27 protein-coding genes, 1 tRNA gene and 1 pseudogene are annotated in these 24,483 nt (G+C 50.1%); 8 read left to right on the forward strand and 21 right to left on the reverse strand.

Going from position 1 to position 24,483, the window contains the following annotated elements; genetic code table 11:
• Window positions 1-199: 199 nt before the first annotated feature.
• From ABRZ28_RS17820 to ABRZ28_RS17845, 6 genes are all read right to left on the reverse strand, one after another.
• Window positions 200-391 (reverse strand): transposase, encoded by a 192-nt coding sequence (locus ABRZ28_RS17820; protein ID WP_349824366.1) that lies wholly within the window; start codon window positions 389-391, stop codon window positions 200-202.
• 163 nt (window positions 392-554) lie between these two features.
• The gene (locus ABRZ28_RS17825) at window positions 555-1,157 is read right to left on the reverse strand and encodes a LysE family translocator (RefSeq protein WP_330521028.1); all 603 of its coding nucleotides are present in this window, start codon (window positions 1,155-1,157) and stop codon (window positions 555-557) included.
• Between the two features lie 2 nt (window positions 1,158-1,159).
• On the reverse strand, window positions 1,160-1,579 hold the full coding sequence (locus ABRZ28_RS17830) for a DUF2000 domain-containing protein (protein WP_330521029.1): 420 nt from the start codon (window positions 1,577-1,579) through the stop codon (window positions 1,160-1,162).
• Entirely contained in the window at window positions 1,576-2,184 is a 609-nt protein-coding gene (locus ABRZ28_RS17835; protein ID WP_330521030.1) for a molybdopterin-dependent oxidoreductase, read from the reverse strand. Before ABRZ28_RS17835 ends, ABRZ28_RS17830 begins: the two co-directional genes overlap by 4 nt.
• A 2-nt stretch (window positions 2,185-2,186) precedes the next feature.
• Window positions 2,187-2,930, reverse strand: coding sequence for a formylglycine-generating enzyme family protein (locus ABRZ28_RS17840; RefSeq protein WP_330521032.1), 744 nt, complete (start codon window positions 2,928-2,930; stop codon window positions 2,187-2,189).
• A complete protein-coding gene (locus tag ABRZ28_RS17845) occupies window positions 2,917-3,603 on the reverse strand; it encodes a hypothetical protein (RefSeq protein ID WP_330521033.1) in 687 nt (228 codons plus the stop codon). Before ABRZ28_RS17845 ends, ABRZ28_RS17840 begins: the two co-directional genes overlap by 14 nt.
• Before the next feature lie 117 nt (window positions 3,604-3,720).
• Between ABRZ28_RS17845 and ABRZ28_RS17850 the strand changes: the two genes are divergently transcribed.
• Window positions 3,721-4,197 (forward strand): Lrp/AsnC family transcriptional regulator, encoded by a 477-nt coding sequence (locus ABRZ28_RS17850; protein WP_330521034.1) that lies wholly within the window; start codon window positions 3,721-3,723, stop codon window positions 4,195-4,197.
• Between the two features lie 60 nt (window positions 4,198-4,257).
• On the opposite strand, the pseudogene tnpC reads toward ABRZ28_RS17850, so the two are convergent.
• Window positions 4,258-5,247: pseudogene (tnpC, locus tag ABRZ28_RS17855) on the reverse strand (IS66 family transposase); the annotation flags it as partial.
• Between the two features lie 464 nt (window positions 5,248-5,711).
• Between tnpC and ABRZ28_RS17860 the strand changes: the two are divergent.
• On the forward strand, window positions 5,712-6,521 hold the full coding sequence (locus ABRZ28_RS17860) for an endonuclease/exonuclease/phosphatase family protein (RefSeq protein ID WP_319604384.1): 810 nt from the start codon (window positions 5,712-5,714) through the stop codon (window positions 6,519-6,521).
• Window positions 6,522-6,543: 22 nt separating this feature from the next.
• Here the strand turns inward: ABRZ28_RS17860 and mltD are convergent, their stop codons facing one another.
• On the reverse strand, window positions 6,544-7,923 hold the full coding sequence (mltD, locus tag ABRZ28_RS17865) for a murein transglycosylase D (protein ID WP_319604383.1): 1,380 nt from the start codon (window positions 7,921-7,923) through the stop codon (window positions 6,544-6,546).
• Between the two features lie 70 nt (window positions 7,924-7,993).
• Window positions 7,994-8,749: a hydroxyacylglutathione hydrolase gene (gloB, locus tag ABRZ28_RS17870; RefSeq protein WP_319604382.1), complete on the reverse strand. Its 756-nt coding sequence runs from the start codon at window positions 8,747-8,749 to the stop codon at window positions 7,994-7,996.
• A 43-nt stretch (window positions 8,750-8,792) separates the two neighbouring features.
• Between gloB and ABRZ28_RS17875 the strand changes: the two genes are divergently transcribed.
• Window positions 8,793-9,506, forward strand: a complete 714-nt coding sequence (locus ABRZ28_RS17875) for a class I SAM-dependent methyltransferase (protein ID WP_319604381.1) — start codon at window positions 8,793-8,795, stop codon at window positions 9,504-9,506.
• A 5-nt stretch (window positions 9,507-9,511) separates the two neighbouring features.
• Here ABRZ28_RS17875 and rnhA read toward each other — a convergent pair whose 3' ends face one another.
• Window positions 9,512-9,979 carry a ribonuclease HI gene (gene rnhA / locus ABRZ28_RS17880; protein ID WP_502880291.1) on the reverse strand — a complete coding sequence of 156 codons (468 nt, stop codon included), beginning with the start codon at window positions 9,977-9,979 and terminating at the stop codon, window positions 9,512-9,514.
• A gap of 55 nt (window positions 9,980-10,034) precedes the next feature.
• Between rnhA and dnaQ the strand changes: the two genes are divergently transcribed.
• A complete protein-coding gene (gene dnaQ / locus ABRZ28_RS17885) occupies window positions 10,035-10,772 on the forward strand; it encodes a DNA polymerase III subunit epsilon (protein WP_319604379.1) in 738 nt (245 codons plus the stop codon).
• 126 nt (window positions 10,773-10,898) lie between these two features.
• A tRNA-Asp gene (locus ABRZ28_RS17890) sits at window positions 10,899-10,975 on the forward strand.
• A gap of 524 nt (window positions 10,976-11,499) precedes the next feature.
• Here the strand turns inward: ABRZ28_RS17890 and ABRZ28_RS17895 are convergent.
• The 8 genes from ABRZ28_RS17895 to ABRZ28_RS17930 all read right to left on the reverse strand — a co-directional run bounded on the left by ABRZ28_RS17895 (window position 11,500) and on the right by ABRZ28_RS17930 (window position 19,292).
• The gene (locus ABRZ28_RS17895; protein ID WP_319604372.1) at window positions 11,500-12,648 is read right to left on the reverse strand and encodes a beta-ketoacyl-ACP synthase III; all 1,149 of its coding nucleotides are present in this window, start codon (window positions 12,646-12,648) and stop codon (window positions 11,500-11,502) included.
• Between the two features lie 395 nt (window positions 12,649-13,043).
• On the reverse strand, window positions 13,044-14,006 hold the full coding sequence (gene nrdF / locus ABRZ28_RS17900; RefSeq protein ID WP_413556200.1) for a class 1b ribonucleoside-diphosphate reductase subunit beta: 963 nt from the start codon (window positions 14,004-14,006) through the stop codon (window positions 13,044-13,046).
• A gap of 24 nt (window positions 14,007-14,030) precedes the next feature.
• A complete protein-coding gene (gene nrdE, locus ABRZ28_RS17905; protein ID WP_330521035.1) occupies window positions 14,031-16,181 on the reverse strand; it encodes a class 1b ribonucleoside-diphosphate reductase subunit alpha in 2,151 nt (716 codons plus the stop codon).
• Window positions 16,160-16,567 carry a class Ib ribonucleoside-diphosphate reductase assembly flavoprotein NrdI gene (nrdI, locus tag ABRZ28_RS17910; RefSeq protein WP_319604370.1) on the reverse strand — a complete coding sequence of 136 codons (408 nt, stop codon included), beginning with the start codon at window positions 16,565-16,567 and terminating at the stop codon, window positions 16,160-16,162. The genes nrdE and nrdI overlap by 22 nt, the downstream gene beginning before the upstream one ends.
• 8 nt (window positions 16,568-16,575) lie before the next feature.
• Window positions 16,576-16,812, reverse strand: coding sequence for a glutaredoxin-like protein NrdH (gene nrdH / locus ABRZ28_RS17915; RefSeq protein WP_319604369.1), 237 nt, complete (start codon window positions 16,810-16,812; stop codon window positions 16,576-16,578).
• 336 nt (window positions 16,813-17,148) lie between these two features.
• Window positions 17,149-17,943: an adenosylmethionine decarboxylase gene (gene speD, locus ABRZ28_RS17920; protein ID WP_330521036.1), complete on the reverse strand. Its 795-nt coding sequence runs from the start codon at window positions 17,941-17,943 to the stop codon at window positions 17,149-17,151.
• A gap of 29 nt (window positions 17,944-17,972) precedes the next feature.
• A complete protein-coding gene (speE, locus tag ABRZ28_RS17925; protein ID WP_330521037.1) occupies window positions 17,973-18,836 on the reverse strand; it encodes a polyamine aminopropyltransferase in 864 nt (287 codons plus the stop codon).
• A 108-nt stretch (window positions 18,837-18,944) separates the two neighbouring features.
• On the reverse strand, window positions 18,945-19,292 hold the full coding sequence (locus ABRZ28_RS17930) for a YacC family pilotin-like protein (protein ID WP_319604366.1): 348 nt from the start codon (window positions 19,290-19,292) through the stop codon (window positions 18,945-18,947).
• A gap of 324 nt (window positions 19,293-19,616) precedes the next feature.
• Here ABRZ28_RS17930 and ABRZ28_RS17935 point away from each other — a divergent pair, with 324 nt between their 5' ends.
• Together ABRZ28_RS17935 and ABRZ28_RS17940 are read left to right on the forward strand one after the other, a co-directional pair.
• Window positions 19,617-21,257 (forward strand): ABC transporter permease, encoded by a 1,641-nt coding sequence (locus tag ABRZ28_RS17935; RefSeq protein ID WP_330521038.1) that lies wholly within the window; start codon window positions 19,617-19,619, stop codon window positions 21,255-21,257.
• Window positions 21,254-22,300 carry an ABC transporter ATP-binding protein gene (locus ABRZ28_RS17940; RefSeq protein ID WP_330521039.1) on the forward strand — a complete coding sequence of 349 codons (1,047 nt, stop codon included), beginning with the start codon at window positions 21,254-21,256 and terminating at the stop codon, window positions 22,298-22,300. The genes ABRZ28_RS17935 and ABRZ28_RS17940 overlap by 4 nt, the downstream gene beginning before the upstream one ends.
• A 14-nt stretch (window positions 22,301-22,314) precedes the next feature.
• Here the strand turns inward: ABRZ28_RS17940 and ABRZ28_RS17945 are convergent, their stop codons facing one another.
• From ABRZ28_RS17945 to ABRZ28_RS17955, 3 genes are all read right to left on the reverse strand, one after another.
• On the reverse strand, window positions 22,315-22,725 hold the full coding sequence (locus ABRZ28_RS17945; protein ID WP_319604363.1) for a DUF6515 family protein: 411 nt from the start codon (window positions 22,723-22,725) through the stop codon (window positions 22,315-22,317).
• A gap of 66 nt (window positions 22,726-22,791) precedes the next feature.
• Window positions 22,792-23,142 (reverse strand): hypothetical protein, encoded by a 351-nt coding sequence (locus ABRZ28_RS17950; protein ID WP_330521040.1) that lies wholly within the window; start codon window positions 23,140-23,142, stop codon window positions 22,792-22,794.
• Window positions 23,143-23,335: 193 nt separating this feature from the next.
• Complete coding sequence (locus ABRZ28_RS17955) at window positions 23,336-23,758, reverse strand: GNAT family N-acetyltransferase (RefSeq protein ID WP_319604361.1); 423 nt, start codon at window positions 23,756-23,758, stop codon at window positions 23,336-23,338.
• 153 nt (window positions 23,759-23,911) lie between these two features.
• Here ABRZ28_RS17955 and hpt point away from each other — a divergent pair, with 153 nt between their 5' ends.
• Entirely contained in the window at window positions 23,912-24,454 is a 543-nt protein-coding gene (gene hpt / locus ABRZ28_RS17960) for a hypoxanthine phosphoribosyltransferase (RefSeq protein ID WP_319604360.1), read from the forward strand.
• The last annotated feature ends 29 nt before the right edge of the window (window positions 24,455-24,483 follow it).

Below are 24,483 nucleotides of genomic sequence, written 5' to 3' on the forward strand. Positions count from 1 at the left end.
CGGCCTGTTTGAGGATGGCGATGATCTGACTGTCGGTAAAGCGTGATTTTTTCATAGCGAATCTCCTGCGTTCAGATTACGAGAAAATTCTACTTATGAACACTCCGCTTTTTCGGGGGGATTACCCGATGACATTGAGCAACAGGCAAAATTCGCTTCACTTCATGGAAAGCCGATAACTGCGTGACCATGGCGTATCTTAGCGGCTTTCCCGCGCAAAGAACGCCGCCGCTTTTTTCAGGATAAGTTTATCCTCTTCCAGTTCAGCGATTTTGGCTTTAAGACGGCGGATCTCCAGTTCCTGTTCGGGAAGCTGCGGGGTGTTGAAGAAAGCAGCCCCCGCCTTATCCTGATAGAGTTTTTTCCAGTTGTAGAGCGTGTTCTCTTTGATATCAAGCTACTGTGCCATACGGGTAACAGACTTGCCGCTTTCGAGCAGCAATGCAACGGCTCTGCGCTTGAACTCCGGAGTATATTGTTGTCTTGACATGGTGACCTCGCTTTCGTTGATTGATTTGAAAACAAGGTGGGCGCTAAATCAAGGACAGATCAAATTATAAAAAAAATGTACTCATAGAAAAGGCAATAAACAAAACACCTGCAATTTTTTCTAGTGGGTTGAGTATTTTTTTTACAACAGGTGCCATTCGGTCTGTGGTCAACAGACATGGCAAGATTGTAAACCAGCTTAAGCAGACAACTGTAATAACAAGACCATACTCAATTTGCGTGAGTAATATCGTATCCTTTGAAATAACCTGACTGAATACGCTAATAAAAAACAGGGTTGCCTTTGGATTTAACAAATTATTGACGAACCCTTGAACCCAGTAATTTTCACGCTTTTGTTCTTTTAGTCTGGTTGATGATTGCAGTCCCGGTCTCAGGGAACGGTAACCCAGATATAGTAAATATGTTGCACCACAGTACTTCAGGAAACTCATTAAAAATTCAGAATTTTCATGGGCAAACCGAATTATATATATTGAATAGATAATATGAACCCAGATGGCTGTTGATACGCCAAAAGCCGTAATAATTCCTGCTTTCCGGGAGCAGGTTATAGCATTCCTCGAAACAATCACGAAATCGGGGCCTGGAATCATAATAGTCACCACCGTGACAGCAAGTAAAGCAAATAGCTCTGCAAAATTCATAGCTACCTCAAAGAAGAAAAGTTCTTGGTAAGTTTATCAACCTTCTTTCTTTTTCCGAATATTGCTATGCCATCAATGTCAAGATCTTCAAAGTTGTCTGCTGAAATAGAATCTGAATAATCAACATAAGAGCGGGCACCTTCAGCCCGTTTCAGGAAAATTGTATGATAGCAACCCTCTTTCTGAATGGACTCAACCAAATTAGCATAGGATTTATCTTCAGGACGCGAAAGGATAATAACGGGCAACTGGGTAAACCCCTCAATTTCAACATTATCTCGTGTCATATGATTTTTTCCGATGATCGCCGGGAATTTCGCAGCGAGCCCGGACATTAATACTGCAGCTCTGTTAGCTGTTACCCCTTTATTCATATTATCGTCTATAATAATAACAATTTTGTTATCAAGAATCTTACTCATAAGGACTCTCCTTCAATCTGGCTTTTCTCAAATAATTCAAGAAGGTGCGGCTCTGGCATTCGTTCTTCATTCAGGTCTAGCGCTTTATGAGGATAGGGCTGAATGGTTGCATCAGTATATCCGACAGATGACCACGTTCCCTTTTCATAACTATCAATTATTTCTATTGATTTGAGTGCTTTAACACCTTTGAATTGATAGAGATCAAATACCATTAGTCTGACAGGCTGACCTCGCTTAAATGAAAGTGGCTCTCCATCCATGTGAGTAACTAACCAGCTATCGCCGCGTAATAATGTTTCTATAGATGTTATATCGACATAGCCGCCAAGACTTTTTGCTTTCACAAACTTACCTTGCGGGTTAGCAAGTGCAAGAAAATCAGCGAGTCTGAATCCTGTCCACTCGCACTCAAGACTCCAGCCATTAACGCAGTAAAAGCGTCTGCGCCCGGTAGTTTGTGGAATATGTTTATGCAACTGATTAAGTGCAATACTTACAGGGGTCTCGACCATTCCAGTAATCTCGAGGTAGTGCTCGTCTGCTTTTACTGTCACTTTTTCTTTATTTCCGACATATTCCCAGAAGAAAGTTGGTATACGCATTTTTAATTCCTTACATCCTGTACAATTCGAAACCCGATAATGTTATCCCGTAAGTCTGGTGTATATGACCAGCGTGCCGCAGCCCGGAGCCTGGATGCATCTGTTGTCCATGCGCCACCTTTCAGAACTCTGCGACGAGAAACTCGTGTTTCCTGATAGAAATCGATAAACCGTTGTTGAGGCGTGTCGGTATGAAAATAATCTGAACACCATTCATACAAGTTTCCAGCCATCTGAATACAACCAAACGGGGAGATATTTTCTGGGAATTGATCGACATCAACCGATGCTATTTCAACTGGTACATAGTCAGGTGCAAAATTGGCAATTGCCAGGGTCGGTTCTTCCTTACCCCATGGGTATGTTAATCCCTGCGTTCCTCTCGCCGCTTTTTCCCATTCAACTTCCGTTGGTAAGCGGCACTTTAACCATTTTGCATATGCTTCGGCTTCGTAAAAGCTCACTCCCGTAACTGGCTGATTATTTCCTGAGTAGCGATTTTCATTCCAAAATGCTGGCTGCACGTTATTAGTATGTTTCAGCCAGGCATAACCTTCCTCAGACCAGTTATCAGGTTTATCGTATCCACCATTAATTATAAATTCACGGAACTGATAATTTGTTACCTGATACTTAGAAATTCTAAAAGTATCAATATTTACCTCCACCATTGGTGATTCCGAAACAGTTTCAGATCCTACATATGCTATACCACTTGGTATTAATATCATCTTATTTAAATTCATGCTGTAATTCTCTTAAGTATTTTGAAGATGAAGGCGGAAGGCTTGCAAAGAATACCATTTCAGGAGAACCAAATTCATGAATACTTTTAAGACCATAAATTTTTCTTGCTGACTCAGTGGTAATACATGCATTTACCTTTCCCTCAGAACATAACCTAGCCGCGTCGGAGTTACTGTTAGCATCAATTATTTCAATTTTTGACTCTATATTTTTTAAAAGAATTGATGGTGATGGATGTGAAGCTATTTTGTTTTTGAGGTTCAGGGAAATATTTTGATTAGGTTTACATGCCAATTGCATGTTATCTAACTTCATTCTGTATTGATCAAAAAAAAGTGAATGATTATGGTTAGAAAAAAACAGTTCATGTTGACGGAAATAAACCGCACATGTCCATGCCAGATTGACTTCACCCTGATAATGCTCAGATTCAGACCTTATAATAGCCTCTTCTGGAGTTTTACAAAAAATAATATTTTCTTTTAAAGCTAATTTATTTTTTTTCGACCAACCAAGTGCAGCCTGGGATATATTGCTACCTTGAGGTCCCAATACATAGTTATTAAGTTTGGTAACATAAATGCTTTTAAGTATTTTATTTGCATCGTCGAAAGTGACAAGAGAATCGCTGAATATTGGCAAGTTAAGTTCAACCGATATTTTGTTCATCATTTACATCCATATAATAAAATCATGGACTATTATACAAAATAAAAAAGAAAATATTTGGTTGATTTTTAATATCTATGATTGTAATTTGGGTTAATTGTTTCTTTATAAGGTGTAAAAATGGAAAATTTTACCGAAAGTTTGAGTAAAGTGGATATAAAAATACTCGAAGAGTTGCAAAATAACAGCCGTCTTACCGTGAGTGACCTGGCTGGCAGGGTTAATTTGAGTGATAGTCCCTGCTGGAGAAGGTGGAAAAAACTGGAACAAGAAGGCTATATCACTGGTTATAGTGCTATTTTAGATAGAAAAAAACTTGGCTTGGAAGTCGTTGGCTTTAGTCAGATAAGATTAAATAGCCATCATCCGGTTGATACCGAGAAGTTTGAACTTGCGATTCAGGAGTTTGATTGGGTAATGGCATGTTTTTGCGTCACAGGAGAAGCGGACTTTGTCGTCCAAATCGTTGCCAGTGATCTTGAGCAATATTATAGAAGGGTGACAGCCCTGAGAAGACTTCCCTACGTATGGTCAATTCAGTCCAGCATTGCAATCAAAGAAGTAAAGAATACCAATATGTTCCCGCTTGGGGGTTAAAACTGGTTTGATAAAGTCAGACAATAGTTAAGCGCACATCGAGCGCCGTGTTGACGCCGTTCAGGCAGGTAGAACCACGTTCCATGGCAGCATCTCCGCCACCTTGTTGACGGGCCATTCCGGCAGCACGCTGAGGACGTGGCGCAGGTAAGCCTCTGGATCGCGATGCCGTTGAGGCGGCATGTCCCTATCAGGCCGTACAGCAGCGCACCACGTTCGCCACCGTGGTCACTGCCGAAGAAGAGATAATTTTTCTTACCCAGACATATCGACCGTACAGCCCGCTCCGCCGCGTTGTTGTCCGGTTCGGCCAGACCGTCACCACTGTAGTAGCACAGCGCGTCCCACTGGTTCAGCACGTAGGTGAACGCTTCCCCCAGCCTTGATTTTTTCGACAGCGCCGCGGATCCACTCATACAGCGCGTCGAGCAGCGGCTGGCTTCGTTCCTACCTCACCGCCAGACGTTCCGCTTCCGGCCTGCCCCGTATCTCCGCCTCGATGGCGTACAGCTCGCCGATGCGTTTCAGCGCCTCTTCCGCCGTCGCGCTCTTACTACTGATGTACACGTCGTGGAGCTTGCGCTGGGCGTGGGCCCAGCAGGCGGCTTCCGTCAGTGCCCCGCCTTCACGCTCCGCGCTGAACAGCCGGTCATAGCCGGTGTACGCATCCGCCTGAAGCACTCCGTGGAAGCCGTGAAGGTGCGCTTGCGGGTGTTTGCCCTGACGGTCGGGCGAGTAGGCGAACCACACCGCCGGCGCATCTGCCGAACCTGTGTTGCGGTCGTCGCGCACATACACCCAGACGCGCCTGGTTTTTGTCTTCTTTGTACCCGGTGCCTGCACCGGCACCGGGGTGTCATCTGTGTGCAGCTTGCGCGTATCCATCACGTAGCGATACAACGCCTCGTTCAGGGGCGCCATCAACTGGCAGCAGGCGTCCACCCAGTTGGACAGCAGCGACCGGCTCAACTCCACACCCTGACGGGCGAAGATTTCGCACTGGCGATACAGCGGCAGGTGCTCACAGTATTTGGCCGTCAGCACGCGGGCCGTGTGATGGGTTAAACATTGTTCTGTCGGACAGTTAACCTGATTTGAAAGTTGATTCGTATCGGTAAATGAGTGTGTTATTCAGCAGATGGCTGCGGTACTGGATATGAATTTTTATTGATTTTCATTGGGTTACGTTGAAAAGTCAAAGGCCGTCCGTTCCGCCACTTATTGCATAAGCCTTGAGTTAATACTCAAGGATTTTTTTGCATGCGCTTCTATGACATATCTCATAACTTGTGGCGAGCATTGACCTCGCGCCATCTAACCCTGAGTTCTCAATATTATTTCCCCGGTTTTACGTTATTTGCTATTCAGCCCTGTTCACTGTCTTCGCAGATTGTTTATTATTTCGCGTAACAACTGCCATGCATTGAAAGTCTGCTATACAATCCTTATAACAGAAGTGTACCTTTGCTTTATGAAGGTGAATTTACGTACTGGAATGTATAGCAAGGCGAGGCGTGCGAAAAAAAACATATGCGATGAGATACGTTGCGGGTCAGCCGGCTGAGCGTATCTTTCCACCCGGAACAATGCATCAACCGGAGCAGGTGCTGGCTTCAGGCCCGCTACTGCTGAAGGAAGATATTTTACGCATTATGGTGTGGAACATCTTTAAACAGCAGAGAATGAACTGGCTTTCCGTGCTACAGAACTTTGGCAAAAACACGCAGTTGGTTTTACTTCAGGAGGCGCAAAGCTCGCCAGAGCTCATTAGCTTCGCAACGTCTAATTACCTTTCTGCCGACCAGGTGCCAGCCATCATTTTACCGCAGCACCCCTCTGGCGTGATGACGTTATCCGCGGCCCAACCTATGTACTGCTGTCCTTTGCGGGAAAAAGAACCCTTACTGCGTTTATCCAAATCGGCGTTGGTAACGGTTTATTCTTTGCCAGATGGTCGACAGTTAATGGTTGTGAATATTCATGCGGTGAACTTTAGCTTTGGTGTGGACGTTTACAGTAAACAGCTTGAAGCCATCGGCGAGCAGTTGTTTTCTCATCGCGGACCGGTGATCATGGCTGGGGATTTCAATGCCTGGAGCCAGCCCCGTATTAAAGCGCTCTACCGATTTGCTTTGAGGATGGATTTACAGGAGGTTTGCTTTGCTGACGATCTCCGCCGCAAGGTGTTTGGACGACCGCTGGATTTTGTATTTTACCGTCAGCTAGAAGTCGCCCAATCTTCCATATTGGAAACACAGGCATCGGATCATAATCCGTTGCTGGTTGAATTCCTGCTCAACAGACATAAAAAAACTGCCATATAGGCAGTTTTTTTATATAACTCAGTTACGAGTCCGGTCGGGCATTTTTACTGACGTAAAGCGTTAAGCGATCGCCCGGCTGGATATTGGCGTTTTTGATAACCGAATTCCAGCGCATAACATCAGTTATGTTGACGCCGTGACGTTTGGCGATGCTGGAAAGCGAATCACCTTTACGAACTTGATAGGTGATTGATCTGCCTTCATCGCTACTGTCAATGTCAGACACCTGAGCGACTTGCAACGTCTGGCCCACTTTTAGTGCATGAGCACTGCGCAGGTTGTTCCAGCTTTGCAAATCTTTCGTACTGACATTCAGCCGTGCGGCAATCGTCGACAAGGTATCGCCGGCGCGAACCTTATACTGAGACTCCTGCGTTGACTGCGCCAAACGCGTTGTTGACTCTATGGCGGCGATATCGCTATCCGCCAGCGAGTCTTTCAACCGATCGATGTGAGCCTTCGGCACCATGATGTAATGCGGGCCGTTTGGTGCGGTCACATTACGTTTATAGCCCGGATTGTAGCTCTTCAGTTTATTCAGCGGCAGACCAGCCATCTCTGCTGCTTGCGTCAACTGCATCTGTTGTCCAAGGTCAACTCTGGCTAATGCTCGGCTTTCGTTGGGCTTGGGCAGGGTAAAACCGTATTTTTTGCTATGCTTGAGAATATCGCTCAGGGCCAGCATTTTGGGTACATAGATTGACGTTTCACGAGGCAACGCCAGCGCCCAAAAATTCGTTGATAGTCCTTTCGCTTTATTCGCTTTCATGGCTTTCATGACGCGACCTTCACCACTATTATACGCGGCGACAGTCAAGAGCCAGTCACCGTCAAACATGTTGTTAAGGCGTTGCATCATATCCAGGGCGGCGGTTGTCGACGCAACAACGTCGCGACGTCCGTCATACCACTGGTTTTGTTTCAAACCATAATTACGCCCCGTGCCAGGGATTATCTGCCATAGCCCTGCGGCATTAGCAGATGATGTGGCGTGTGGGTCAAAAGCGCTCTCCACTATGGGTAGCAGTACCAGTTCCATCGGCATTTTGCGTTGCTTAATCTGCTCGACAATCCAGTACATGTACGGCTCTGCCCGTAATGTTACATCGTGGAGATAGCTCTTATTTTTTAAATAACGCATTTTTTGTTCGCGGATCCGGGCGTTTTCCGGAACCTCCATCTTCAGCTCGTCGCTAATGAAGTTCCACAGATCTTGTTGCGCGATGCTGTCATCATCCAGCCATCGCGCCGAGGTCTCTCGACCCTCTGCGTACTTTACTGCTTCACTTTGACTTGCCGAAGACAGACTCTGTGCATGCTGCTTCGGTTGGGAGGTATCGTTAGGCGGTACCTGGCAACCGGCCAGCAAGACTGAGGCGAGTATCATCGCTCTAGCCTTCATATATGGGTCAATAGTTGCTTAAAAGACGAGCAATGATACTTTGATTAGAGGATTAGCACAACATAAACCTTCAGAAGCAGTCTTTCTTGCTGCGTAGTTGGGCAAAAACTTGCCAATTCTCCATGCTTTCCGGTTCATTTGATAGTTTTCTTTTTAAATCAAGATCATGGCATCTGAGAAAGAGATTGATTCTTCGCTCTAAACCCAGGGTTGTAGGCAGAGTAGACTGTGACTTTTCACGTATCTGACTGATCTTATGGAGGTAGGCCTTAATTGTGGGCTCTTCCGGCCATATTGCATTAGCAAATTTTAAGTTTGACAGCGTGTACTCATGTGCGCAACAAATCAGGGTATCATCAGGGAGGTTTGATATTTTTTCTATTGAATCATACATTTGCTTTGGCGTGCCTTCAAAAATACGGCCGCATCCCGCGGAGAATAGCGTGTCCCCGCAGAACAGAAAAGGATGGGAATAATAAGCAATATGTCCGGATGTATGGCCTGGTACGGCAAGTACAGAAAAGTCTGAATCTAGCAGCGACAGGATGTTTCCCTCTTCAACAATATGCGTTGCACCGCATTTCTGGGTTTCCCGAGGGCCAAATACCGGCAGATTCGTATAGCGCGCGACAAGTTCCGCAACGCCGCCAACATGGTCATGATGATGATGAGTCAGCAAAATCGCGTCAGGCGTAAGCTGATGCTCATTGAGCGCGTTCAATACCGGCTGGGCTTCGCCGGGATCGACGATGACACAGTGGTTGTCTTTATCACTCAGTAACCAAATGTAGTTGTCCTGAAGTGCCGCAATACTGATAAGATTCATGGATTACCTCGTTTTGCTCTCAGCCCGGGGAAGATAATAGAACATGAAGCCAGCACAAACACCTCAAACTGTCTTGAGTCCCGGTTCGTGGAACGATATTTCCTGCGGGGGATATTACCGCGAATCGCTTGAGCAGGCATTGTTACCCTGGTGGCCGAAATTATTCGGTTTTCATTTGTTGAAAGTCGGGGCGTTGAGCGCGGCGATAAACACACAAGATTGCGCTATAGCGCATCAGGTGAATGTCGCACCGGGCGGCGATAATGTGCAGGTCATTGCCGATCTGCATCATTTGCCTTTTTCTGAGAAATCGGTGGATGCCTGTTTGTTGGCGCAGACGTTGTCTTATGCAGCCGATCCGCATCGTATTCTGCGGGAAGTGGATCGGGTGCTGATTGATGACGGGTGGCTGATATTGAGCAGCTTTAATCCAGTCAGTTTATTAGGGATCGCAAAATTGATTCCCGGCTTAAATAAACGGCAACCCTATTGCAGCCGGATGTTTACCCAAATGCGAATTATAGACTGGCTCAGTCTGCTGAATTATGAAGTGGTACATCTCGCCAGTCTTCAGGTTACGCCATGGCGTGAAAATAAGGGAAAATTGAATAAACATTTTCCCTTATTCGGTTGTCTATCGTTGATTGTCGCGCGTAAGCGAACCATTCCGCTGAGTCTTACGCCGATGCGCGCCCGGCGTAGTAAAGTTCCTTTGCGCCGTACGGTCGGCGTAACGAAGCTTTTCCGTAATCGATAGTCGGATTATTTTTCGGGATTGTAACCGATATCGTCAAGCGTCGGGGCGCTGGCGGCGCTGCGGGCGAGTTCGTCGCAACGCTCATTCTCTGGGTGGCCGGCATGGCCTTTTACCCATTCCCAGCGCAAGGTATGGCGCTGAATCGCCTGATCTAAACGTTGCCAAAGATCGACATTTTTTACTGGCTTCTTATCTGTGGTTTTCCAGCCGCGTTTTTTCCAGTTATGGATCCAACTGGTGATCCCCTGGCGGACGTATTGGCTGTCGGTGCTTAAAACCACGTTACAGGGCGTGGTTAAGCTTTCAAGTGCCGCGATAGCCGCCATCAGTTCCATGCGGTTATTGGTGGTTAGCCGATAGCCGGCGCTCAGGACTTTTTCATGTTGTTTATAGCGCAGCAAGGCGCCGTAACCGCCAGGACCCGGATTGCCGAGACAAGATCCGTCGGTGAAAATCTCTACCTGTTTAAGCATCTCTGGTAGACTCTTCCTTATGGTGAAAATGGCAAGTCTGACATAAACGAAAACGATGAGCACTGAAATTACGCGACAAATCGTCCTGGATACGGAAACCACCGGTATGAACAAGCTGGGGGTTCATTACGAAGGACACAAAATTATTGAAATTGGCGCTGTTGAGGTGATTAACCGTCGTCTGACCGGGCGACACTACCATGTGTATATCAAGCCCGATCGTTTGGTCGATCCGGAAGCTTATCATGTACACGGCATCAGCGATGAATTTCTGGCGGATAAACCCACCTATGCGGATATTGCCGACGACTTCATCGATTTTATCCGCGGCGCTGAGTTAGTCATTCATAACGCTATGTTTGATATTGGCTTTATGGATTATGAATTCCGCATGTTAAAGCGGGATATTCCCAAGACGGAGACCTTCTGCAAGATAACCGATAGCCTGTTGATGGCGCGTAAAATCTTTCCGGGCAAGCGGAATAATTTGGATGCGTTATGCGATCGCTATCAGATAGACAACAGCAAACGAACGTTGCACGGCGCTTTGCTCGATGCCGAAATTCTGGCGGAAGTTTATCTGGCGATGACCGGCGGCCAGACATCGCTGGCGTTCTCGATGGAAGGTGAAACACAGCGTCAGGAAAATGAGAGCGAAAGCATTCAGCGCATTACTCGACCGGCTTCGGCGTTAAAAGTGCTATACGCCAATGATGAAGAGTTGCTGATGCATGAAAAACGTCTGGATTTGATTGCGAAAAAAGGCGGCAGTTGTCTGTGGCGCAATGAATAGTATGACGGCGGTGATGGAATAGACGTTAAGATGAAATTATGAGCAAACAGAATCGGTTAGTTATAAAAACCATTGACGTAATAGTGCCGTCATCTTAGTATTCAACCCGCTCAATGAGCACAGAGTGGAGCGGTAGTTCAGTTGGTTAGAATACCTGCCTGTCACGCAGGGGGTCGCGGGTTCGAGTCCCGTCCGTTCCGCCACTTATCTATTCCGGGATGTTCCTATACATCTCTGGATGAATGAAAACCGTATCGCTGTAAAAGGCATACGGTTTTTTTCGTCTCTATGATACCCCCAGAGTAGCGGGGTATCCGGCGCGAAATGGCTTACGCATCAGAAAGAGAAATTTCGTAGGCCGGCTATATGCGTGCGTTGCACGGTGTATTTGCGACGCCTGACGTAGCTATCAATGAATGAATGGTGGCCGGTTAGTTCCAGTTTGCCGGACGCCAGGCCGATAGACAGCGATAGGCTCCAGCCAGAAATATTATAAATACCTGATGAGCGTTTGCGCGGACCTATTCTTATCTTGAGAACGCCAGCGCGGTACAAAATTTGGTTGATGGCATGTCCGACACGCGCTATACGACAAGTAATGGCGTTGCGCCAGATGTTAAAAGAAACCGAATCGATAGTGATCCGGTTTCTTTATTAAGCAGAAATGGATGTGCATTAAATAAAACGCACATTCAGTATCATTACCGATGCGGTAGTGGAAAAAGATTCACATTACCGTAAGTTGCATAAATGAACCATTGAAGCGTCCGCTTTCCGGAATAAAGCAAAGGATAGTTTGTCCGCTTTTTAAGTCGTTGGATTTAATCAGTTCATCCAGCATAATATAAATAGAAGCAGAGCCGACGTTGCCTTTAGTGGTCAGATTAGTGAACCAGCGTTCCTGTGGGATATGAAAACTGTTTTTTTCCATACATTCGGCAATCGGCTGGCGAAAATAATTTGATGACATATGAGGCAGAAACCAATCAATATTTTTCGCCGAAATCCCCCGACGCTCAATTGTTTTAAGCAGCGGCTTTCCTAAAGCAATATCGACAATATTTTCATTCAATAATCTAACATCTTGTTTAACGGCGAAAATGGAACGATCGCCCCAGTCTTTGACCGGGAAACGCATCCAGCCAACCAGCGCGCCGTTTTCGTCTTTTTCCGCCCCGGCGTACATACAGGTTTCCAACTCATTAGCGTAGGAATAGATATCAATCCAGTCGATACGCAGCGAAGGGCCGTTTGTTCGTGGTTGGTTTTCCAGCAGGATAGCGCCCGCTCCGTCTGACAGCATCCAACGCAGGAAATCTTTTTCAAAGGCGATTTCAGGGTGTTTTTCCAGCGCAGAGACTTTCGCCTGATTTTCATTGATAAAGTTACGCGCGTGCATCACCGTTGAGGCGATTTCAGATGCGGTGGTGACGGCATTGCGGGAAGCGCCGGAAAGCACCGACAGCCAGCCGTATTTCAAGGCGGTCACGCCCGCGATGCAGATCCCCGCCGTGGAAATCACCTCGCAAGAAGGATTGCCTAATTCGCCATGCACCATCACGCCGTGGTTAGGCATCAGTTGATCGGGCATGCTGGTGCCTGTTGCAAGGCATTCGATATCGCTCGGTGCGAAATCGTCGTCGAACAGGCCTTTTATCGCCTCCGCCGTGAGTTGCGCATTGGTATAACGCGGTTCTCCAGTTTCCGGATCCAACACATAATAACGGGTCTTGATACCATTGCTGCGTAATACGATTTTTTTTGCTCTGGACGGCGCTCCGCCAATATATCCCAATACTTTTTCAATCGAATTATTGTCAACCGGTTCACCCGGCATAAATGAAGATATTTTATTTATATAAACACGATTTGTCATTGTAACGCTCCGTTATTGTAAGTGTGGATTTTAATATCCAGGATGTAAATTCATGACGAAATTATCTGGGATATAAATATCCAGGATAAGAGTGGTAATATTTTATTAGTGTGCGTTTTATAGTGATGAGTGGTGAATGATTTGCTGCTAATTATTCCCCATTTTATATTGATGATTGGTATGGTTTGATTTGGTTTTTATGGTATATGTAGCAACCTTACTTTTCAAACTTAAATAAGTTTAATGGATTTCAATATATTTCATGGTGTTAATGAGTGAAAAATTGATGAAAGAGGTTGTCGAACTACAGTCGATATATTTATGGTTTTTTTCTATGTGGCGGAGGATGGCGTCAGCGTGGGAATGATGGGGCGGATGCCCCATCATTTGCGGGATCAGAAATCCCAGTCTTCATCTTCGGTGTTTACCGCTTTGCCGATGACATATGATGAACCGGAGCCTGAGAAGAAGTCATGATTCTCATCGGCGTTCGGCGAAAGCGCGGAGAGGATAGCCGGATTGACGTCGGTCATGCCGGCGGGAAACAGGGCTTCATAACCCAGATTCATCAGCGCCTTGTTAGCGTTATAGTGCAGAAATTTCTTCACATCCTCCGTCCAGCCCACACCGTCATATAACTCCTGGGTATACAGCACTTCGTTGTCATACAAGTCTTGCAGCAGATCGTAGGCGAAACTTTTCACCTGCTGCCGGCGTGCGGCATCGGCCTTTGCCAGACCTTGCTGAAACTTATAGCCGATATAGTAACCGTGTACGGCTTCGTCGCGGATAATCAGCCGTATCAAATCGGCGGTATTGGTCAGCTTGGCGCGGCTTGACCAGTACATGGGCAGATAAAAGCCGGAATAGAACAGGAAGGATTCCAGAAACACGCTGGCGACCTTTTTCATCAGTGGGTCGTCGCTGCGATAGTAACCCAGAATGATGGCCGCTTTTTTCTGCAATGCCGGGTTTTCCTCGCTCCAGCGGTAGGCGTCATCCACTTCGCTGGTCAGGCACAGCGTGGAAAAAATGGAGCTGTAAGAACGCGCGTGTACCGCTTCCATAAAGCTGATGTTGGACAGCACCGCCTCCTCGTGGGGCGTGACCGCATCGGGCATCAGCGTCGGCGCGCCCAGCGTGTTCTGAATGGTGTCCAGCAGCGTCAGTCCGGTAAATACCCGGATAGTCAGTTGTCGCTCCTGAGCGTTTAGTGTTCCCCAGGAGGGGATATCATTGGACAAAGGGACTTTCTCCGGCAGCCAGAAATTCGAGGTCAGCCGGTTCCAGACCTCCAGATCCTTGTCGTCTTCAATTTTGTTCCAGTTAATGGCCTGGACGCGTGTCAGCGATGTCATATTCAGATTTCCTTCAGCGATAGCTTATAACGCACAGGACACGCAGCCCTGAACCTCGGTGCCTTCCAATGCCATCTGCCGTATACGAATGTAGTAAATGGTTTTGATGCCTTTTTTCCAGGCATAAATTTGCGCTTTGTTGATATCCCGCGTGGTGGCGGTATCACGGAAGAACAGCGTCAAAGACAGCCCCTGATCGACATGCTGGGTTGCGGCCGCGTAGGTATCAATGATCTTCTCAGGTCCGATCTCGTAGGCATCCTGGTAATATTCCAGATTGTCATTGGTCATATAAGGCGCAGGGTAATAAACCCGGCCGATTTTGCCTTCCTTGCGGATCTCAATCCGCGACACAATCGGGTGGATGCTCGAGGTGGAGTGATTGATGTAAGAGATCGAACCGGTCGGCGGCACCGCCTGCAAATTCTGGTTATAGATACCGTGCGCCATCACCGACTCGCGCAATGCGGCCCAGTCCTGCTGCGTGGGGAGGGTTATTCCCGCCTGTGCGAACAGTTCACGCCCCCGTTCCGTCGCCGGTTGCCAATGTTGTTCCACGTACTTATCAAAGTATTCGCCGGACGCATATTTCGAGTTTTCGAAGCCAGCAAAGGATTGACCGCGCTCGATCGCCAACTGATTCGACGCCCGCAGCGCATGGTAGGCGACGGTGTAAAAATAGATATTGGTGAAGTCGATCGCTTCCTCGGAGCCGTAAAATATCCTCTCGCGGGCCAGGTAGCCGTGCAGATTCATCTGCCCGAGGCCGATGGCGTGCGATGCGTCGTTGCCTTTTTCAATGGAAGGCACGGAACGGATATGGCTCATATCGGAGACGGCGGTCAGCGCGCGGATCGCCATTTCCACCGTAAGGCCGAAATCCGGCGATGCCATCGCCTTGGCGATATTCAGCGAGCCAAGGTTGCAGGAAATGTCTTTACCGACGTGGCGATAGCCGAGGTCTTCATCGTATAGGCTGGCGTCATTGACCTGCAAAATTTCCGAGCACAGGTTACTCATATTGATGCGGCCCTGAATCGGGTTGGCGCGGTTTACCGTATCTTCAAACATCATATAGGGATAACCGGACTCAAACTGGATTTCCGCCAGGATCTGAAAGAATTCCCGCGCCTTAATCTGCGACTTGCGGATGCGCTTGTCGTTGACCATTTCCTGGTATTTTTCCGTGACGCTGATTTCCGACAGCGGCACGCCGTATACCTGCTCGACGTCATAAGGCGAGAACAGATACATCACCTGATTGTTTTTCGCCAGTTGGAAGGTGATATCCGGAATCACCACGCCGAGCGACAGCGTTTTAATGCGGATTTTCTCATCGGCGTTTTCTCGTTTGGTGTCGAGGAAGCGCAGAATATCCGGGTGGTGCGCGTTGAGGTAGACGGCGCCCGCGCCCTGGCGCGCGCCCAACTGATTGGCGTAGGAAAACGCGTCTTCCAGCATTTTCATTACCGGTATGATGCCGGATGACTGGTTTTCGATTCTTTTTATCGGCGCCCCGGTTTCGCGAATATTGGTCAGCATGAAAGCCACGCCGCCGCCGCGTTTAGAGAGCTGTAGCGCGGAGTTGACCGCGCGGCCGATCGACTCCATGTTGTCTTCAATGCGCAGCAGAAAACAGGACACCAGTTCGCCGCGCTGTTTCTTACCGCAGTTGAGAAAGGTGGGGGTGGCGGGCTGAAAACGTCCGCTGATGATCTCCTCCACCAGCGCGCCGGCCAGCTCCGTATCGCCGGCGGCCAGCGTCAGCGCCACCATGCAGACGCGGTCTTCGTAGCGTTCCAGATAGCGTTTGCCGTCAAAGGTCTTCAGCGTGTAGCCGGTGTAATATTTGAACGCGCCGAGGAAGGTTTGAAAGCGAAATTTATGGCTGTAGGCCTGCTGGAAAAGGGTCTTGATAAAACTGAAGGCGTATTGCTCCAGTACCTCGGCTTCGTAGTAGCCTTCCTCCACCAGATAACGCAGCTTTTCTTCCAGGTTATGGAAGAAGACGGTGTTTTGATTGACGTGCTGTAAGAAATAGCGTCGCGCCGCCAGCTTATCCTGGTCGAACTGGATGCGGCCCTCGTCGTCGTAGAGGTTCAGCATGGCATTTAGCGCATGGTAATCCAGCTCCGTGTTGGCTGGTTTGGTGATCACGGATTCTGTCGTTGCCAAAATTCAGTTACTCCCTTACGCACGTTTGCCACGTCTTCTGGCGTACCCAGTAATTCGAAGCGATATAAATAGGGCACCTGGCACTTTTGCGCGATGATGTCGCCGGCCAGGCCGTACGCCGCGCCAAAATTGGTATTGCCCGCCGCGATCACGCCGCGCAGGTAGTCGCGGTTTTGCCGATCGTTGAGAAACAGGATCACCTGACGGGGAACCGCGCCCTTGGCGCTGCCTCCGCCATAGCTGGGAACCACCAGAATATAGGGTTGATCCAGTTTCAGCGCGGGCCGCTCAGTCGCTATCGGAATGCGCAGGGCCGGCAACCCGACCCTGGCGATGAAGCGATGGGTGTTCTCCGACTGGCTGGAAAAGTAGACCAGCGGGTTCATCTTGCCCCCTAGGATGCTTGTAATTGGGCTAGGGTGCTGATTTTGTCCGGACGGAAGCCGCTCCAGTGATCGTTCGCGGTCATCACCACCGGCACCTGCTGATAGCCCAGCGCTCTTACCTGGCGCAGTGCCTGCTCATCTTCCGTCAGGTCCACCAGCTGATAGTCAATTCCCTGTTTATCCAGTGCGCGGCATGTGGCGTTGCATTGAACACAATCTGGTTTTGTGAAAATAGTAATACGCATGATTCGTATTTACCCTTTGGTTTGAAAGAAGTTTATCGAAACGGTTATGTTGCCGGGCTTCTGCTTCCAACCGATCCTCGGCGCAGCCATTACGTGGTGGCGGCTACGGTTTAAATACTAGATGTAGGTATTTTAAATTTCAACCATACAATATATAGGAAATAGGCTGAATTTTTTCGCAGCGGGGTTCAGCCCAGACGCCGCAAGGGAAAAAGAGAAATCAAGAAAAAAATTTTCTTTCTCCGATGGGAAAATGCGCGTGTTTTTCGGCGTGATTTTGTGCAATTCAGGCGCGGATGAGGAAAAAGGGAGCCGCGCTCCCTTTACCTATTATGATCACAAGACCGGCAGGTTTCTGCCGTAATAAATTTCCTGCATCTCGTGATACAGTAAATCGGTGATGCGTTTACGTTCTTCAGCGCTCAAGGCGTTGGGATCGACGTTGAACAGGTAATGCTTCAGGTCGAAATCTTTCAGCAACATCTTGGTGTGAAACATATTTTCCTGATAAACGTTCACATCCATCAGATGATAGAGCGATTTCATGTCCGCCGACATAAAGTTCTGGATCGAGTTGATCTGATGGTCGATAAAGTGCTTTACGCCATTGATATCGCGGGTAAATCCGCGCACGCGGTAGTCAATGGTGACGATATCCGATTCCAACTGGTGGATAAGATAGTTCAGCGCTTTCAGCGGGGAGATAACGCCGCAGGTCGACACTTCAATATCGGCGCGGAAGGTACAGAGTCCGCTCTCGGGATGACTTTCCGGATAGGTGTGTACGCAAATATGACTTTTATCCAGATGGGCGACCACCGAGTTGGGCAACGGCCCCGGATGTTCGGAGTTGTCGACGTCACGAGGATCTATCGGCTCTTCACTGACCAGAATGGTCACGCTGGCGCCCTGCGGCTCATAGTCCTGACGGGCGATATTGAGAATGTTGGCGCCGATGATCGAGCAGGTTTCACTCAGGATCTCGGTCAGCCGGTTAGCGTTATACTGTTCATCAATATAGGCGATGTAACCGTCACGCTCATCGGCCGTTCTGGTGTAACAGATATCGTAGATACAAAAACTCAGGCTTTTGGTCAGATTATTAAAGCCGTGCAGTTTCAGCTTGTGCAATTTAAGTCACCCCCTTATGGATGCGGTAATCAGCGTGATGCGGATAGGGCATTCAGTAAATATTGCGGCAGTGCGAAGCTGCCGATATGAACGGCCGGATTATAGTAACGGCACTCGAGACCGGACGCGTTAACGCGCCGTTGTAGCGTCTCTAAACGGGTCTGGCGCAGCGCCGGATCGTTGCTGGCCCAGGCAAACGTCATGATGCCGCCGTAATAGGTCGGGATCGCCGCCTGATAAAACGTGACGTCGCTGAAATAGCGGCTCAGTTTGTTATGGCTGTTGACGGCCTCGTCTTGTTGCAGAAAGCAGACGCCGTTCTGGGCGACGAAAATGCCGCCTTCATTCAGGCAGCGGGCGCAGCCCTGATAGAAATCGGAGGTGAACAGGCTCTCTCCCGGACCGATGGGGTCGGTGCAGTCGGAAATGATGACGTCGAATTTCTCGCTACATTGGTTAACGAAGTTGACTCCGTCGTCGATCACCAGACGAAAGCGCGGATCGTCGTAAGCGCCGGCATTATGATTGGGGAGATATTGGCGGCAGAACGCCACCACGCCGGCGTCGATTTCCACCATGGTGATTTGTTCAATATCGCGGTGACGGCTGACTTCCCGGAGTATGCCGCCGTCGCCGCCGCCGATAATCAGCACGCGCTTGGCCTGGCCGTGAGACAACAGGGGAATATGGGTCAGCATTTCGTGATAGATGAATTCATCACGTTCGGTGGTTTGCACCACGCCATCCAGCGCCATGACGCGGCCGAGCGCGGCATTTTCAAAAATGATCAGATCCTGATGATCCGTCTTTTCCTGGTATAGCACCCGGTCAATGGAAAAATACTGACCGAAGTCGGCATGCAGGGTTTCATACCAAATTTCTTTCTGGGCCATGTTCGGGCTTCCTCCGCGATAGCTGCCATGAAAATTGGCGCGCCATGATAGCTAACTCTTGCCGTGCTTGCACGGTCAAATTTCAGTCAGCGTGGAGGAAGGAAGCGATTATTTCGTGTAGGCGAGCAAACCGAGTGAGTTACGGGCCAGAGACTGACATTTTTTAGGCGTCGGGATGGCGATTTTACTCAGATCGCGATAGCTGTCCTCGCCGAGTTCGGTCATGTTATACGCGCCGTAATTGCTGAGATCCCAGCGATTTTGCTGGGCGAACGTCAACAGCGCCTGACGAATCTGCTCGTTGGGCAGGTCCTGATAGCCGCAGTTGTTTTTCAGATAAACGAAAACAGCCGTTAAATCGGCGAGGTCTTCCGCTTCAAATTCATTGAGTGCCTTACTGGCGGAGGAGAAGCTCATCAGACTCAGCAGGAGCAGCACCAGCGCGGGGTTTTTCATGGTTAAACTCATTTCGATTATTGTCAGAAGACGTTATCACAATTGTAGATCACCTGACTAAATTTTCTTGTTTTCCACCTGACATCGCACCGGTACGCGTATGTTGGCGGTTGAAGTCTTTACCTCCGTGGAAACTTGAAGCGGACAGTATCGATCGTCGCGCACGATTGGCGCGACGTGTCGGCAGGCATTGAAACGGGTTGATGAGGTTAAGTTTGATCTGTAAATAATCCTCTGATATTCAGGTAATAGAATAAATTGATGTCCGGCAGACATCGCATTGTTTATTATTCCGGGCATTTTTACAGGTGGTACGGCATAAACGTGGCGAGTTATCGTGGTTTGGGTATCCGGCGCTGGCGCGCGGGGAGTTGGCTATGCGCAGGATTGTTACTGTTGCCGATAGCCGTCATCTTTTTTCAGGCTTTTTTCGCCGGCGGCGCGGGTTTTATCCCTCTCTGGCGGAGTGTCTTGCCGACCTACCTTCTTAACTCGCTGGGGGTGGTGGTCGGGACGGTATCGCTGAGTCTGGCGTTCGGCTTGCCCGCCGCCTGGCTGATGACGAGCTATCGTTTCCCCGGCCAGCGGCTGCTGCGGTGGATGTTGTGCCTGCCGCTGGCGGTGCCGCCGTATTTGGCGGCCTATATCTATGCCGACCTGTTGGACGATGCCGGGCCGGTGCGGAGATGGCTGCGCCAGGCGTTTTCCCCGCATAGCGCCGTCGATGACTGGTTTCCGCCCATTCGTTCGTCCGGCGGCGCCTGCATGATTCTGGCGCTGACGCTCTATCCGTACGTGTATCTGCTGGCGCGTAAAGCGCTGCTGGAACTGCCGGCCGCATTGACGCACTCTGCCCGCCTGCTGAATCACTCACCCGACGGCATCTTGCGGCGCGTCACCTTGCCGCTCATCTGGCCGGCGGTCGCCGTCGGCGCATTGCTGGCGGCGGCGGAAGCGCTGGGGGATTTCGGCGCCGTTTCTTACCTGGCGCCGGCCACGTTGACCACTGCGGTCTACGACGCCTGGTTGGGGAATGGCGATCGGGGGACGGCCATGCGGATTTCCGCCATCATGTTGCCGTTGGTCTTTTTGATCGTGACGGCCGCGTTTTACAGTCGACGCCGCCAGATGCTTTATCAAAAAAATCCGGAGCAGGCGCGGGACAACGTCCCGGCCTTGTCCGGCATAAAGAATATACTGGCGCAGGGATACTGCTGGGGACTTATTCTGTTGGCGGCCGGTATCCCTTATATGATGTTGATCAATTGGAGCTTTCGCTATTTTACGCACGCCTGGAGCGCGGTTTTTTTTCATTATGCGTTGAATAGCGTGCTGCTCTCCGCGCTGGCCGCCGGCATAACGCTGCTGGTCTCGCTGCTGCTGGTGTTTTATTCGCGTCTCGGCGGTCGGCCTTCAACGGAGACGATGCTGGGTCTTGCCGGTCTCGGGTATGCGGTACCCGGCACGGCGTTGGCGATCGGGTTATTGATTCCGCTTGCCGCGTTCGATCGCGGCGTGAATGCGCTGGCCGGCATGCTATCGCTGCCGTTGCCCGGTCTGTTGTTGTCCGGCTCGATCGTGGCGTTGGTCTTCGCCTACAGCGTCCGTTTCTGCGCCATGATGATCGTCAGTATTGATGGCGGCATGGCGAAAATTCCCGGCTCGCTGGATATGGCGAGTCGGATGCTGCAAGGTACGCCGGGACGGATGTTTAAGCGCGTACACTGGCCTTTGCTGCGGCGGAGCGTACTGACGGGTACGTTGCTGGTGTTTATTGAAAGTATGCAAGAGCTGAACGCCTCCTTGCTGCTGCGCCCGTTGCATTTCGACACGCTGGCGACCTATGTGTTTACCTTCGTCGCTGACGAGCAGTTGGAGCAGGCGGCGTTGCCCGCATTGATGCTGGTGCTGGTCGGGCTGGTTCCTGTGATTTGGCTGAATGCCGTATTGGAAAATAAAAGATGATCGACTCGCCCGCTATATTGACCATTGAGCATGTGACCTGTCGCGACCCGCAACATGAGGGGCTGAACACGGTTTCCCTGTCGCTGCGCGAACAGGAGATTGTCTGTCTCCTGGGCGCCGGCGGCAGCGGCAAAACCACGTTGTTAAAAGCCGTGGCCGGATTGATTCCCCTCGCCGAAGGAAGGATAGCGCTGTCGGAACAGATCATCAGCGACGGGCAGACGCTGGCGCCGCCTGAGCGGCGTCAGGCGGGGATGATCTTTCAGGACGCGGCTTTGTTCCCTCATTTGACGGCGGCGGAAAATATCGCTTTTGGCTTGTACGGCCAGCCGCAGGAGGTTATCGCAACGGCGGTTGCCGAGATGATCGCGTTGCTCAAGCTGGCAGGATTGGAAGCGCGTTATCCGCATGAACTGACCGGCGAACAGCAACAACGGACGGCGATTGCCAGGGCATTAGCCTGTAAGCCGAAGATCCTGTTGTTGGACGAACCGTTTTCCCATATTGATAGCCCGGCCCGTTATTATCTGATTGCTGAACTGCGCCTGATACTCAAACAACTGCCGGTCATGACGATATTGGCGACCCACGATAAGGATGAGGCGTTCGCGTTTGCCGATAGGCTGGCGGTGATGGATAACGGCGGCATTGTGCAGGAAGGCTATCCGGCAACCTTATATCAGCGGCCGAACAGCCGTTTTGTGGCGGATTACCTGGGCAGCAGCAACTACCTGCCGGTCACGATTCTGAGCGATCATCAGTGGCACAGTCTTTTTGGCGATCACACCGCCCCGCATGCGCATGGGCAAGCCATCGATTCTCGCTGTGATTGGCTGATTCGGCCGCATGATATCGCCTTGGCGCTGGATCCCGACGGCGCGGCGGAGATTGAAGATCGCATCTTCATGGGGTCGTCCAACCACTATCGCATCAGGCTGGATGAACAGGTTATACAGGTGCAAAGCCGCATCGGGTTCGAGCCGGGGCAACGGGTCAGGCTGAGCATAAAGAGCGAACAACCTATTCTGTTTCCCGGCTCATAGCCACATGCTTGTCTTTATAATCCGGCGGGTTTGGGAACCTCAATATATTCGCCGTTGATATTCCGTTTGTAGTAGCTCCCGTCTTTGACATAGAAACGTTCGCCGTTTATGTCCAGCACGGTGATGCCGTTGCGGGTCGTCGCGACGGCGTCGCCGGGAGGCGCTTCAACAACCACGTACTGGTCGTGCTGGCGCTGGTAGAAAATGCCGTTCAGCACATAATAGGTTAGTCCGGCGATAAGCACGGTTTCCACGCCGGAAGGCAATCTGTCGAAGGCCGCGCCGGGAGCCGGCCCCCAACCGCCTGGCCCCGGCCCGCCGAATCCGCCGCCAGGACCACCGGGGCCGCCGGGGCCGGGGTGCGCCATCGTACTCACCGGCAGTAGCAGACTTAATGCCACAAGCATCGTCAGTGATTTTTTCATACCGTACTCCGTATCGCTCTTGTTTCAACAGATTTCAATCTTGTCTGTTCCGCAAACGGGTGAAAATTATTTATTGGCAGCCTGCTCCGGCGCGATAGGGGGCTCGGGCGGCAGCTCTCTTACCATGACTCTGACTTCGTAGTTTTTATCCGCCCCCTTCGGCGCATTGGCGACCAGCTTATTCAACGCTTCGTCGGGATGACGCGTCTGAAGAGACGCCTCATACAGCGGCGCCGGCGGCGGCGGTAAGCCCGGCCCGGCATGGGGAAACTGCGCCAGCGGCGCCGGTTGCCGGGGGATTACGCTCTGCGGATTCGCGCCGTCAGGTTTGCCCGCGTCAGGCGCGGCCCAGGCCGAGGCTCCGGACAGCGCCAGCATCAGCGCGGCGACGCCGGATAACGTGGTCAGTTTTTTCATACAACCTCCGATAATTGGGTCTTTCGTCAGCTATAAGAAACGCAATCAGGCGACGCTGCAATGCGCTTTACGCAGATTTATTCTGCGATAACGCAATCTTGTATATTCGTTAACAATTATGAGCATTACCGGCTTCAGTAGCGGAAAAACCACTGGGCCGGCGGTCGCATAATCGATATGCCGACAGGGCGCATCACAGCGCCTTCACCGGAATGACCCAGGCGCTATCGTGTCGGGTAAAGCCCAGCCTGGGGTAGTAATCCACCGCTTGCGGCGCGGCGAGCAGAATGATTTTGCACTTCGGAGACAGTTGCTGCGCCGTGACCTGAATCAGTTTTTTCCCTATTCCCCGATGTTGCAGCGCTTCCGATACCGCCAGATCGGACAAATAACAGCAGAAATGGAAATCGGTAACGCTACGGGCAACGGCGACCAGCGTCTCGCCCTGCCAGGCGGAAACCAGCAGACTGGCGTTCTCCAGCATGCCTTCGATGGTCTCGCTATCGGACAGCGGACGACGCGCGCCCAAAGAGGTTTTGGTCAGCAGTTCGATAAATTGCCGGCTGGAAACCGGAACGTTTACTTTGTAATCAATCTCTGTTTCTTGTTGGCTCATGATAATTCCTGTCGGTAAAGATGGGGGATGGGGCTGGCCCCTGCTTTCTGGTATACTTCGCGCCCTTAGGCGCTATCCGTCTGCACTGGCGCATCGTCAATAATCAAATCCTGAACCCTATTGATGGTGCTGAATACCTTTATTCAAAGAGTTATGAGTATGATGAAACATACCGTAGAAGTCATGATTTCCGAACAGGAAGTCAGGACGCGCGTTACCGAATTGGGCCGGGAAATCAGCGAACACTATCGTGACAGCGGCAGCGATATGGTGTTGGTCGGTTTATTGCGAGGTTCATTCATTTTTATGGCCGATTTGTGCCGGGCGATCGATGTTTCACACGAAGTCGATTTCATGACGGCCTCCAGCTACGGCAGCGGTATGAGCACCACCCGCGACGTGAAGATCCTGAAAGATCTGGATGAGGATATCCGCGGTAAGGATGTTCTGATCGTCGAAGATATTATCGATTCCGGTAATACGCTGAGCAAAGTGCGGGAAATCCTGCAACTGCGTTCACCGAAATCGCTGGCCATCTGCACCCTGCTGGACAAGCCGCAACGTCGGGAAGTGGATGTGCAGGTCGAATGGGTCGGATTTGCGATCCCGGATGAGTTCGTCGTCGGCTATGGAATTGACTACGCGCAGCACTACCGTCACTTGCCTTATGTCGGCAAGGTTATTCCGCAGGAATAAATGGACTTAATGACGCCCGGCGCCGGGCG

It is taken from the genome of Brenneria sp. g21c3 (assembly GCF_040240345.1).
Lineage (GTDB): Bacteria > Pseudomonadota > Gammaproteobacteria > Enterobacterales > Enterobacteriaceae > Brenneria.